The 11,989-nt window shown below is 62.6% G+C and carries 10 protein-coding genes; 3 read left to right on the top strand and 7 right to left on the bottom strand.

Annotated elements, in window-relative coordinates:
• Positions 1-13 precede the first annotated feature (13 nt).
• The gene (locus OKA04_RS16265) at positions 14-616 is read left to right on the top strand and encodes a hypothetical protein (protein WP_264502247.1); all 603 of its coding nucleotides are present in this window, start codon (positions 14-16) and stop codon (positions 614-616) included.
• 52 nt (positions 617-668) lie between these two features.
• On the opposite strand, the gene OKA04_RS16260 is transcribed toward OKA04_RS16265, so the two are convergent.
• The 3 genes from OKA04_RS16260 to OKA04_RS16250 form a co-directional block, all read right to left on the bottom strand.
• The gene (locus OKA04_RS16260) at positions 669-2,927 is read right to left on the bottom strand and encodes a discoidin domain-containing protein (RefSeq protein ID WP_264502246.1); all 2,259 of its coding nucleotides are present in this window, start codon (positions 2,925-2,927) and stop codon (positions 669-671) included.
• Positions 2,921-5,005, bottom strand: a complete 2,085-nt coding sequence (locus OKA04_RS16255) for a PQQ-dependent sugar dehydrogenase (protein ID WP_264502245.1) — start codon at positions 5,003-5,005, stop codon at positions 2,921-2,923. The genes OKA04_RS16260 and OKA04_RS16255 overlap by 7 nt, the downstream gene beginning before the upstream one ends.
• Positions 5,006-5,274: 269 nt before the next feature.
• Positions 5,275-7,383, bottom strand: a complete 2,109-nt coding sequence (locus OKA04_RS16250; protein WP_264502244.1) for a RecQ family ATP-dependent DNA helicase — start codon at positions 7,381-7,383, stop codon at positions 5,275-5,277.
• An 86-nt stretch (positions 7,384-7,469) separates the two neighbouring features.
• Here OKA04_RS16250 and OKA04_RS16245 point away from each other — a divergent pair, with 86 nt between their 5' ends.
• Positions 7,470-7,751, top strand: coding sequence for a hypothetical protein (locus OKA04_RS16245; protein WP_264502243.1), 282 nt, complete (start codon positions 7,470-7,472; stop codon positions 7,749-7,751).
• Positions 7,748-8,311: a nucleotidyl transferase AbiEii/AbiGii toxin family protein gene (locus OKA04_RS16240; protein ID WP_264502242.1), complete on the top strand. Its 564-nt coding sequence runs from the start codon at positions 7,748-7,750 to the stop codon at positions 8,309-8,311. Before OKA04_RS16245 ends, OKA04_RS16240 begins: the two co-directional genes overlap by 4 nt.
• Positions 8,312-8,315: 4 nt before the next feature.
• Here the strand turns inward: OKA04_RS16240 and OKA04_RS16235 are convergent, their stop codons facing one another.
• The 4 genes from OKA04_RS16235 to OKA04_RS16220 all read right to left on the bottom strand — a co-directional run bounded on the left by OKA04_RS16235 (position 8,316) and on the right by OKA04_RS16220 (position 11,939).
• Positions 8,316-8,702, bottom strand: a complete 387-nt coding sequence (locus OKA04_RS16235; protein WP_264502241.1) for a type II toxin-antitoxin system VapC family toxin — start codon at positions 8,700-8,702, stop codon at positions 8,316-8,318.
• The gene (locus tag OKA04_RS16230; RefSeq protein WP_264502240.1) at positions 8,699-8,941 is read right to left on the bottom strand and encodes a type II toxin-antitoxin system Phd/YefM family antitoxin; all 243 of its coding nucleotides are present in this window, start codon (positions 8,939-8,941) and stop codon (positions 8,699-8,701) included. Before OKA04_RS16230 ends, OKA04_RS16235 begins: the two co-directional genes overlap by 4 nt.
• Positions 8,942-8,987: 46 nt before the next feature.
• A complete protein-coding gene (gene dgt / locus OKA04_RS16225; RefSeq protein WP_264502239.1) occupies positions 8,988-10,274 on the bottom strand; it encodes a dGTP triphosphohydrolase in 1,287 nt (428 codons plus the stop codon).
• Between the two features lie 72 nt (positions 10,275-10,346).
• Positions 10,347-11,939 carry an esterase/lipase family protein gene (locus tag OKA04_RS16220; protein ID WP_264502238.1) on the bottom strand — a complete coding sequence of 531 codons (1,593 nt, stop codon included), beginning with the start codon at positions 11,937-11,939 and terminating at the stop codon, positions 10,347-10,349.
• Between the last annotated feature and the right edge of the window lie 50 nt (positions 11,940-11,989).

Genomic DNA, 11,989 nt, shown 5'->3' with positions numbered 1-11,989 from the left:
ACGACCCGACTCCATGAAAACGAAAGCCACCGCCACGCTGCTGGGCGCAGCCGCCGCCATCCTCGGCGGATACGCCTTCCACGCCTACGGTCAGGATGACGTGAAGGAGAAGCCGCAGGTGAAGGACCCCGCGGTCTCCAAGGCGGCATTCCGCGAGGTTTACAAGGTGCTGATGCATCCGCGCTGCATGAATTGCCATCCCGCGGGCAATGCCCCGCTGCAAGGCGACGACAGCCATCCGCATGCGATGAACGTGACCGCCGGTCCGGAGGGCAAGGGCATCTACGCGATGAAGTGCGCGAACTGCCACCAGCACGCGAACCTGCCCGGTCTGAACATGCCGCCTGGAAACCCGAACTGGCACCTGCCACCGCGCGACATGCCCATGGTCTTCGAGGGCAAGTCCCCCGCCGAACTCGCGGCCCTCCTGAAGGACCAGAAGAAGAATGGCGGCAAGGACTTCGACCAGCTCATGCACCACATCGCCGAGGACAAGCTCGTGCTCTGGGGCTGGGACCCCGGCGAAGGCCGCACCCTCCCACCCCTCACCCACGAGGAATTCGCCAAGCAATTCCGCCTCTGGCTCGACCACGGTGCCGAGGTGCCGGATGAGTGATTCGCTTCCTGATGCCGAAGACCTGTTAGAGGGAAAGAAGTCCCTCCACGACTTACGGCTCCCGGCTTATCACGAGCCTGCCGAAACGGGCGGCCTCGGCACCCGTGGCAGTCACATCATCCACCGTCACCCTTTCCCATTGTGCATTCAGGATTTCGGTATGCGCGGTGAAATCGGTGTGCCGGGTGAAGTCGCTGAGATTTCCGGTGAACTCCACGGCATAAGTTGCCGGTGCGGAGGAGCGGCGACGGTGGAAAATCATTCTCAGTCTCTTCCCTTCTCCCGACTCGACGAGACCGACCCAGGGAAGCCCGCGTGAAGCAGGATCCGCCGGATCGATCTGCCGCAGGTCCGGCACTTTCGGATCGAGGCCGAGGGCATACTCGGTGAGCTGGTCCAGCCCGTCATTATCCGTGTCCAACGAATCGGAGGAAGCCTGGCTGCCCAGGGACCGATCCAAGGCCCACTGCTCGTACGTGTCCACCCAGCTCATGAAATTCCAGTCGGAGCGAAGGCTTGTCGCCCCGAATTCATCCATCACCGCGTGCTCCTTCACGCGTACGAGCATCTTCCCGGCATCCGGCACCAAGGTGATCGTGTATTGCTCGCCGCTGCCGGACAGCGATGTAACCTGCCCACCGATCGTCTCGAAATCCGCGAGAGAGAGTCCCGTCACCGGCGAAGTGAAGGTGAGCCCCATGGTACGGGTAGGCGACGAGGAAACCGCCGTACCGCTCCAGATGGCATAGGGTCGCTCGGGAATCAGCGACAAGCGATCGATGCGGGTGCCGTCTTCCGCCGCATACACGTACAGTTCGGTGTCACCTGTTGTGAGCGGGAACACATGGTCAGAGCCATCGTTCCGAGCGAACCCCGCATGAAATCGCCCGGAACCAACTTCACCCGGCCCCTGGTTGCAGCGCCATGGCAGGGTCCCTGGTCCAGGGACATTGCGAGATGCCAGCGACACATGAAACGAATCGCTGTTCAGATCGTCGGCCCGTGTCCATGCACGCAGACGGTAGTTCCCCTTGTGCCGGATGTTCAGTTTTGAAAAGATGCTATACAAGGAATCCGGCATCGTGTTTGCCCCTCGCTCTCCCTTTACGGTCCAGCTATAGGCGCCACCACTTGCAGTTGGATCCGTCACCCGTCGGAATTTGAAGGTAGAGAGGCTTTCAGCCTCCAGATGGGTGCGGGGCGAAATCGATCCCCTCGTGACGATCGCACTTTCGCCCATTTGCAAGCCATTGTGCCCCATCACCGCCCCTTCCCGTAGTGTGACTTTGGCTTGGCCAAATTCCGCAGCCACGATCAGGTGCCAGGCATCACCGTCCGGTATCAGCCATTCCAGTGTCCCGCCCGTCACCGTGAAGTCCTCCTTGGTAAGGCCGCTACAAGGTTGGTCGAAAGAAAGCCGGACATCCATCACCCGGTGAAACACATCATCCGTCGTGAAGGTGGGGACCGGAGGCGTTTCCAGTCCGCTCTGGATCGTGAGCACCTGCGAGGCGGAGTTGCCATAGGGTCCTGCATTGGCGACATTGGCAGGCAGTGAGACGGAAACCTGAGGCTGGGAGGCCCTGATCATCGCTACATAGTAGTAACCGCTGCCACGCATGGACGTCACCGCCCCCCCCGTGACCAACAATTCATGGGAGAAGAAATCCGTAACCGGAGAGTCGAAGACAATGGTCACCGGAAAGTCCCTTGCTGCGATGACCGGCGCAGCAGCCAGAGAGCTGCGGATCTTCCGACGGCCGATGAGGCCGGTATATGTCTGCGTTTTCGGCGACCCCACCCCGGAGGCCGAAGTCATCAAGGTCCAGGTCACGCCATCCATGCTGTAGTGGACCTCATATCCGGTGAGGCGGCCCGTCGAATCGTCCTGCCGTGGGATGTATTCCATCCCGCCGATCTCCCGCACGCCCTCCAGATCCAGCGTGATCGATTTGGGCAATGATCCGCCCGCCGAGGTGGACCAATACGTCCAAGGATCGCCATCGATCGCGAGGGCGGAGTTCCCCGCGATACCTTCACTGGAGAACGCTTCGATGGTCGCGCCTGGGATTTTGATACCATTTCCGTCCAGCACGGAGAACTCGGCAATCGCGACCATTCCGTTCGCCCCTCCCTGAACGGCAGAGAATCTCACATAGCGGGCCTGTGGCAATGGGTCCGCAGCGAATTCACCGGACGTCAGCCCTTGCAAATACTCCGTAATCGCCTCCACCGCCGTATCGTCCGCCACATGCTTGGCCAGGGGTGGCATCATCACTCCCGGCTGCGTGCTCGCGGTGCGGGTCAGCACGGCGGATAGCGACGGGTCTCCAGGCTTGAGGTAGCCCCCCCCGGCAGGTGGAACTGGCCCCGTATCGCTTCATTCATGAGGCGCTGGCTCGCCAGCGGCGTCTGAAGGCGGGCATCGAAGTATGGCACCGCGGCATTCGGTTGGTGGCAGTGGGCACAATTCGAGTCGAGATAGGAACGCACGCGGTGCTCCAGGGGTGCCGCCACGTCGTCGATGCGGCGCGACTCCAGTGCCGTATCCAGATGTGCAGCAGACAATGAGGAGGGGGCATAGCTGACTTCGTTTGTCGTGGTGAATAGCCGCTCTTCGTTCAAGAGCTGCAACTGGCCCTCGATTTCCCCGGTCACGGGACGCTGCACAGGCAGATTCATCTGATGGGTGCGCAGGCCGAGCGCCTGGCCGCTGGCATCACCATGGCACTCCAGGCAATTCGCCCGCGAAGGATAGCTCCACGTGCGTGTTTCCGTGGAGCCGTCCTGCCCGGTCACGGCGAATGTCTCCTCGGCACCGTCCGTCAGCAGGACCGCATCCGTCCCCTGCTCGTTCCATCGATAGGTCAGCCCGTATTTGCTCCCTCCAGGAGTGCAAACGATGACCCGTGTCTCCAGTCGTTTCACCACCGATGGATTTCTCGCGTCCACCGGCATCTCGAAATGCTTCACAAAGACCGACCCTTCGGGAAAAGACCAATTCCCGGTGGCGGAGTAGAGGATTCTCTCGCTTACGAGATTTCGATTCCCGTCATTCGGTATCACCAGCCAACGCCGCTTCGACGCTCCGTCCGACCATAGCGGGCTGGCCACCTCGTAGGGTCTCAATGCCGGAGAAGGCACCAGTTGCCGGGTATCGCTGAAGAGCCCGGTGGCAGACAGCAAGGCGGGAGCCGTGGGGGCGGTCGAGGCCGTGGCCAACTTGCGGATGGTCCCTCCCGGTTGGCTCTCCCCATTCAGCTTCAGGATGTAGATTTCGCCTGCCGCATCGGTGCAAATACCCGATATTCCGGAGTAGATGCCGATCCCCAGCCCCGAAACGATCTGCCTGACGACAGGTGGGCCGCCATCCGGATCCCATTTCATTTCGCGAAGCGCCCCTTGGGAATTATCCGCGAAGAGAATCCCTCCCCCCAGCAATGCTGACCATTTCGCACCCTGATATCGGCCCCCCGTCAACACACACCCTCCCTCCGTGCGGTCGTAGGAATACACCGGCGGCGTCTCGATCCCTACCACGGTGAACTTGCTTCTCAGTACCGGACCGGCGAGCGTGCCTTCCATGAAGGGCCATTCGTAATTGGCGCCGCGCTTGATCAGGTTCAGCTCTTCCCGGGCGCTCTGGCCCACATCCCCGACCCAGATCTCACCTGTCACCGGATCCAGCGACATCGAGTGCGGGCTGCGGAGGCCGATCGCATAAAACTCCTCAAGGACTGTGCCTGCCGTGCTCAACCACGGATTGTCATTGGGAATCCCGTAGCCTTGGGAGAAGGAGGCAAAAGCCCCGCCGACGGGAGACGCCGGTTGCCGGCGGATCGCGTGCGAACGCGCCGGGTCATTGTCCACGTCGATCCTCAACACTCCTCCGAAGAAGCCGCCATTCCGCTTCTGGATCAGGCCAAACTCGCCATTCGCCCCGCCACCGTCCCCACAGGTGACGAGCAGGAAACCGGAAGCATCGAATGCCATCGCCCCACCATTATGCCAGCGATGTGGATCATATTGCTGGATGAGCACCGACTCACTGGAGGGATCAATGGTCCCGAGAGCCGGCTGCCACCGGAAACGGGAAAGCCGCCACACGCTGTGATTGGGGCCAGCCCCTGACGCCGCAGGACGATGATTGTAGGTGATGAAGACATCATTGGCATGGGTGAAACCCGCCTTTCCGAAATCGGGATGGAATGCGATCTGATAGAGCCCCTGATCCTCCGAAACCTGCACCGATGCCGACAAGTCCAGGACCACCTTCATCTGCCCGGGAGTCGCATCGGGGCTATTTGGAAAACGGCGGATGAAGCCCGTCTTCTCGATCACCACCAAGTCGTCCGACCCGGGAAGGTCTCCCACCCAGAGCGGATCCACGAATGTCAGGTTCGGAAAGGCATTCACCGTGGTCCACCCGTTCACATCGGGCGGCTCGGATGGAAAAACACCGTTGAAATAAGGAGACACCGGTACTGCTGCCCTCAGACCGACGGACATCACGCCCAAGAGCAGAGCGAACCCGAACCAGCAGATGACATGTCCATGGCTTGGGCACCGTGGGGAAGCAAACAGCATGCGGACTTCTATTCTCAACTCCTGCCGGGAGTCATAGGAAAATCCGCGACGGAATCGATCCTGCAAACCCGTCAAACCCACCCCTTCAGCGTCTCCAGGAAGACGGGCAGGTAGCGCTGGGCCTTTGACTCGCCGATGCCGGGAATGGCAAGGCCTTCCTGGAGGTTCTTCGGGCGGTAGCGGCAGAGGGCTTCGAGCGTCTTGTTGCTGAAGATGACGTAGGGCGGCACGTCCTCGCGCTTTGCGATGCGTGCGCGGGTGTCCCGGAGCTGGGCGTAGAGTCCGCCATCGAAGCCCTGGTCGGGGAGCGAATCGACCTGCCCGGACGACGCGGGTGCGGGCCAGGCGAGACGGTATTTCCCGGTGCCCCGCATGACCCGCTCGCCGATATCTGTTAGAGTCAGCAGCGGGTATTCCCCGGCATCGACACGCACGAGGCCGACATCGCCCATGGAGCGAAAGAGCGCATTCACGTAGCCGGTGCCCTGCGTCTTCAGGATGCCGTAGGTGCTGAGCTGGTCGAGCGAGCTGGAGAGGATTTCCTGCGAACGGCTGCCGCAAAGCATCTGCACGATCTTTCCGCGACCGAACTTCCCCTCCCAGCCGTGCGCGGACTTCCGCGACATGCGGGCGACGCCGCTGAGGGCCTTTCTCACGATGATGTCCTCCTCGGCGGTCGGCGCGCGCTGGTCGTGATTCTCGCCGCTGCGGCAGATGTCGCAGGTGCCGCAGGGATCGGCATCGTCCTCGCCGAAGTAGCCGAGGATCCACTGCTGCCGGCAGATGCGAGCGTAGCAGAGCTCCACCATGGACTTCAGCTTGTCGCGGTCGCGGCGGTCCTTTTCCTCCAGTGCCGCCTCGTCGAACTCCAGCGCGCGAGCGAAGACCTCGGGCTTCTTCAGCCGCGTGCCGCGCATGCGCTTCCCCGGCACATCGAAGCGCTCGATGTATCCCGCGCGGCCGAGCGTGGCGAGCGCGCTGCTGACGGACATGGAATTCTGCACGCCCGCTCCCTCGGCGATGTCCTCGATGCTACGATGGATCTCGTACTCCTTGTCCGCCTGGTTCAGCAGATACTGATAGACCTCGCGGATGACCTGCGCACTGGGATTCGCCCCATCAATGAAGAACTCCTGCGTTCGCGTGTCGGCGTAGTTGAAAAGCAGCTCGCAGGCCGCCGCCTCGCCATCACGGCCGGCACGCCCCGCCTCCTGGTAGTAGGCCTCCACGCTGCCCGGCACCTCGAAGTGGATGACGAAGCGCACGTCGGAGCGATCGATGCCCATGCCAAAGGCGTTCGTCGCCACGGCCACGTCCGCCTTCTTCGCGAGGAAGACATTCTGCGCCTCGCTGCGCTCGGCATCGCTCATCCCGCCGTGGTAGGCGATGGATTTCAGACGCCAGGAAGCGAGCACTTCCGCCACCTCCTCGACCTTCTTCCGCGTGGCGCAGTAGACGATGCCGGTCTTGTGCGCCTGGATGATGTCGCGGATGCGGTCGTACTTCTGCTGCTTCTTTTCCACCGCGGTGATGGCCAGCGAGAGATTCGGCCGGGAGAACCCGCTGACCACCTCGAAGGGCTCGCGCAACCGGAGCACCTCGAGGATGTCCGCTCGGACAACGGGCGTGGCGGTGGCGGTGAGGGCAACGCATTGCGGGCGGCCGATCTTGTCGAGCGCCTTGCCTAGACGCATGTAGTCCGGCCGGAAATCGTGGCCCCACTGGCTGAGGCAGTGCGCCTCGTCCACGGCGAAAAGCGAGACCTCCACGCCACGGAGGGCATTGAGAAAGGACTCGGCGCGAAAGCGCTCCGGGGCGACATAGACGAGCTTCCACTTCCCCGTGCGCATGCCGTCCAGCCGCTCCTTTTGCTCCTCCCACGGCACGGTGGAATTGATGAGCGTGGCGGGGATGCCTTTCGCGACGAGCGCGTCCACCTGGTCCTTCATCAGCGCGATGAGCGGCGAGACGACGAGCGTGACCCCCTCGAAGCACAGCGCCGGGAGTTGGTAGCACAGCGACTTGCCGCCGCCGGTGGGCATCACCACCAGGCCGTCGTGCCCGCTGGTGATCTGCTCGATCACGCGGTCCTGGCCATCGAGGAAGCCGCCGTGGCCGAAGTGTTTTTTCAGCGCATCAAGCGGGGTCTGGACGAGGACTTTGGCGGGCGTGGCAGGCACAGGACGTGTTCAGGTGAACGAATCGCCGCCATGGGGTCAAGCCGGGGGTTGTCGGCAGCGCGGCTTCTCCGTAGGATAGCACCGAAATGGCGAACCCGCACGACACTCCCGACGCGCTGAAGGAGCTTCAGGACGCGATTTACAGGGAGAAAGTGCTGCGTGCGAGGGAGCTGACTCCGGGCGAGCGCTGCTCCGATGTTTTCGAACTATCCACGTTCCAATTTCACCTCATGCATGCCGGTGCGATGAAACGCCTCGGCACGGATGACCACGAAGCGGGGTGGAAGGAAGTCCGTCGCTCGCTCGACCGGCTGGCGAAGGTGCATGAAGCCGGGCTCTATACCACCACGCCTCCGCTTGCCCGATGAAACTCGAAGAACTGGCCGGCCAACTTTTCGACATCGCCGAAAAGAGTGGAGTTCCACACATGGCGGTGGGTGCGATCGCCGCGGGAACCTACGGCATCCCCCGTGCAACCAAGGACATCGATTTTCTCGTAGCCACCGACGACAATTTGGGAATCCGCCAGCTCATCGAGGCATTCCGACCTCTCGTGGAATTCGATCCGCAGGTCCAGTTCGACACGCTCACCTGGGGCAAGCGCTGGGTCGGTGTTTCGACAACCACGCCGCACTACAAGGTCGAGCTTTTCGAGATGTTCGACGATCCTTTCGTCCAATCGGAATTCTCACGTCGCACGCGGACCTATGTGCCGATTCTGGGCAGGGAGATTCATGTGCCCACGGCAGAGGACATCGTCGTGCAAAAGCTCAGGTGGGCGCGGCCGAAGGACCTTGATGACGCCCGCGACGTGCTCGCCGTGCAAGGCCCGGAAAATCTCGACATGAGCTACATCGAGAAATGGTGCGGGATTCACGGCACCATGGACCGACTGCATCGCGTGCTGGCGGAGATCCCGCCGCTATAGCAAGTCACCAGATCACTTTCACACCCGGATAAGTCGGAATGATCCGATCCGAAGTCAGAATCGTGAACCCTCTCTGAAGTGCTGTAGCCACGACAACGCGATCAAAGGGATCGCGGTGGATCAGCGGAAGATCCGCCGCCGCGCAAAAGACCGAGATATCCGGTACGTGCCTGTCCAGATTCAGGGAATGGCGCGTCGCAAGCGCCTCCGCCCAAGCCAGCGGATCGGTCGGAAGCTGGAGCTTGCCGGTCTTCACCTTGATCGCAATCTCCCAGACCACCACCGGGCTGATACAGGCATCACCGCCTGCTTCCAAGGCCTCGCGCGCCGCCCGTGGCAATGAACCTGCGGCCAGTGCCAGAAGAGCGCAGGTATCCAGCAAGAGATTCATCGGCAATCCCGGGGCCATTCATCTTCTGCCAGAGGCTCCGCAGGATCGTAGCTGGGAGCAAGGATCGGGCGAAGAGCGGGATCGGGCTCCAGATTGCGACGTCCGCGGGGAACGACTGCCGAGGAAAGGCGCGCGACCGGCTTGCCATCCTCACAGATCACCACCTCATCGCCGCGACTCGCATCCTTCACCAATTCGGCAAAGCGGATCTGCGCCTCGTGCATTTCCACGGTGATCATCGCGACCCACAATAGCAAAGCAGGGTCTCGTGTCAATTCACCCGCCCTACCCGATCAAATCCCCGATTGACCCGAAGTCCGGGGTGAAAAGCCGCTTGTACATCCGCGAGGCGTAGCCATCCGTCATCCCCGCGAGGAAGTCGCAGATGAGGCGGGCCTTTTGCGCCTCCGTCTCCGCCTGACCGATCTCGATGGCGGCGTCTTCGGGGAGGAGCTGGAAGGTCTGTCCGTCGATGTTGTCGCTGGTGACGTAGCGCTTCACGAGCACGTCCCACAGGCCGTGCAGGAGGTGGTTGCCCTTGTGCTCGAGTTGCTTGAGCTGCGGGGAAAGGAAGACTACCTCGAAAGCGAGCTTCTTGAAGAGCTTCGACTCCGCCTTCACCGCGGGATCGACGACCAGCCGGTAGCGGTAGCGGTTCGTCGCGCCGCTGAGGAAATTCGTGTCGGTGACGAGCGTCGCGGCGCGGATGTAGCGACCGATTCGCGACCCGACGAAGGGGTCCACGCGGCGCTTGCGGATCGAGCGGATCAGCTCGCCCAATGGCGTATCATCCCCCACCTCCACCCCGTGCTTCTCCGCCCATGCCTCGATGCGCTCGATGCGCAGGAAGCCGGCGCGCACACTGTCCGCGAGGTCATTCAGCGAGTAGGCGGTATCGTCCGCCCAGTCCATGACCTGGCACTCGATGGACTTGAAGGAATCGCGCTCCTTGCCCGGAGGATACTCCGCGGGGAAGTCATTCCCACCCATCGCCCAGTCGAGCCACGTGTGCTGGAAGTCGTAGAGGAAATGGTGCTCCGGCAGCTTGTCCGCGGTCCGCAGCTCGCTCCACAGCGACTTGTATTTCAGCACCGCATCCAGGAAGGCGCGGCTGGGGTCCATGCCAGTGCGCTTCGCGGAAAAGATCCGCTCGGTGAGCAGGCGCAGCGTCTGCGCATTCCCCTCGAAGCCACCGTACGGGCCCATCAGGTGATTCAGCGTCCGCTCCCCCGCGTGGCCGAAGGGCGGGTGCCCAAGATCGTGGGAGAGGCAGGCCGCCTCCACGAGATCCGGATCGATGTAGAAGTCCTCCGAAAGATGCTCCCCGCGCGACATCAGCCAGTGGCAGATCGAGCGACCAATCTGCGCGACCTCCAGCGAGTGCGTCAGCCGCGTGCGATAGAAGTCGTACTCGCCGCTCCAGAAAACCTGCGTCTTGTTCTGCAAGCGCCGGAAGGCAGGCGTGTGCAGCACGCGGTCCCGGTCGATCTGGAAGGGCGTGCGGAAATCCGCGAAATCGGCTTTCCCGGAGAATCGCTCGGTATCGAAGGCGCCGTAGAAGCGGTTGGGCATCGCGGCTTTGCTAAAGCGCGCCGCGGGGCTTGGCGAGGCATTCCGCGCGTGTGCGAGGCGTCCACGCGGCGATCAGCGACCCTGCTTCAAGTGCATCTCCAGGATCCGCTTCACCTCGACGGCGGCCTTCGGGCAATTCTGGACGCTGTGGTTGTACGGCACGATGCACTCGCTCTCCGCCTTCGCGAGGTGCGAGGACCAGTAGGGCACGATGCCATCGGAGCTATCCGGCGAGTCTCCCCTGCCCCGGTCGCCGATGACGGAGTGGACCTTCACGCCATTGCGGAAAGGCACGTCGCGGAGAGCGTCGTAGGCGGGATACGAGGGTGAGAGCGAGCCGATGCTGGTGAACCAGCCCTTCGATGACGTCCTGCCGTTCGTCATCACGCTGGAAAAATCGTTCAGCGTGAAGTCCACGAGATCCACCGTCATCGTCTTCGGCAGGCGGATCAGCTTCACCATCCACTCGGAGAAAAAGCGGTCCGCCATCGGGGAGCCGCGATGAGGTGCGGCCATGAAGATCACGCGGTCGGGAGTGTCCACCGGCTCGTACATCGCCAGCGCCTTCACCGCGGCGAGGGTTTTCTTGTTCGTGGTGAGCTGCTCCAGCGGACGATCCTCGAAGGCCTCGTAGATCCGGTTGCCGGGTTTTTTCAGCGATGCCTGGGTGATCACGCCACCCATCGAGTGGCCGATCACCACCATCTTCTCCCACTGGTCCACCGGCCCCTGCCTGCGCGCATACTTGTCCGCTTGCCTCATCGCGAAGCGGAAGCGCGCGGCATTGTAGGTCCAGTTGTTTCCCGTCGGGTAGCTGAAGAACCACACCTGATAGTTCTCGCGGAACCACTTCTCGCGATTCAGCTCATTGTAGAGCCTCTTGAAGGCACCGGGGCTGGAATTCAGCCCGTGCACCACGATCAGTGGGATGCGCTTCGGATCGTAGGGCGTGGAAACGTAGAGCGCGGTCTCCTCGCTGAAGCGGCTCGGCAGGAAAACCTTCTCGAGGTCCAGGTCGTCGAGATTGCTCATCTGCCAATAGAAGGCCGAGGGCGCGGACCAGTCCGCGGCCAGATCCATCGCGCGCGTACCGACCTTCTCCGTATCCGAGCGCCCCGGATAGACGAAGGCCCACTCCGGCGACTTCCTCTCGGGAAAGCGCAGCACCGCGGTGAGATTCAGCGGCACGCCGGTCGGAGGCTCGAATTGCCAGCGCGGCTCGCCTTCCTCGGCGGTCTTTTTCCACCCCACCACCGGCACGCCGAGGCCGTCCTCCACATGGCGCTGGCCGACATTCTTCGTCGAGATCCTCGATGCGGGCAGGATGGCATCCAGATCCTGCACGCGGATGCCCGCACCGAGCGTGCGCGTCTCGTCGATGGTGGTGCCCATCCTCGCCGCCTTGTCATGCAGGGTGCCGCTGCCGCAGTGGAGCTGGTCGAAGAGCTTCGCCACCGCGTCATTGTAGGACACGCGCGCCTGCTCCCGCTCCGCCGCGCTGCCCGCCGAGGCCATGCCGCGCCAGCCCTGCCGTGCCTGCTCGATGAAAGCCGATGGCTCACCGCGCGACGCACGCGGCACCACGCTGCACTTCGGCGCGGACGGCGTGCCGCACTGGCAGAGGACGACGGTGAGGGATACTGCCGCGAGCCGGATGAGAGTCATGAACGGCGCAGGACATAGCGGGCGGACACGCTTTCGGCAAGATACGGGAT

It is taken from the genome of Luteolibacter flavescens, from assembly GCF_025950085.1.
GTDB lineage: Bacteria > Verrucomicrobiota > Verrucomicrobiia > Verrucomicrobiales > Akkermansiaceae > Haloferula > Haloferula flavescens.
The sequence above is the reverse complement of the archived record's forward strand: the minus strand, read 5'-3'. Positions and strand labels throughout refer to the sequence as shown.

Coding starts and splice junctions, on each gene's coding strand:
- dgt (WP_264502239.1), bottom strand. CDS start 10,274: ATGCCCAACCGCTTCTACGGCGCCTTCGATACCGAGCGATTCTCCGGG.
- OKA04_RS16235 (WP_264502241.1), bottom strand. CDS start 8,702: ATGAATCTCTTGCTGGATACCTGCGCTCTTCTGGCACTGGCCGCAGGT.
- OKA04_RS16230 (WP_264502240.1), bottom strand. CDS start 8,941: ATGATCACCGTGGAAATGCACGAGGCGCAGATCCGCTTTGCCGAATTG.
- OKA04_RS16240 (WP_264502242.1), top strand. CDS start 7,748: ATGAAACTCGAAGAACTGGCCGGCCAACTTTTCGACATCGCCGAAAAG.
- OKA04_RS16265 (WP_264502247.1), top strand. CDS start 14: ATGAAAACGAAAGCCACCGCCACGCTGCTGGGCGCAGCCGCCGCCATC.
- OKA04_RS16245 (WP_264502243.1), top strand. CDS start 7,470: ATGGCGAACCCGCACGACACTCCCGACGCGCTGAAGGAGCTTCAGGAC.
- OKA04_RS16220 (WP_264502238.1), bottom strand. CDS start 11,939: ATGACTCTCATCCGGCTCGCGGCAGTATCCCTCACCGTCGTCCTCTGC.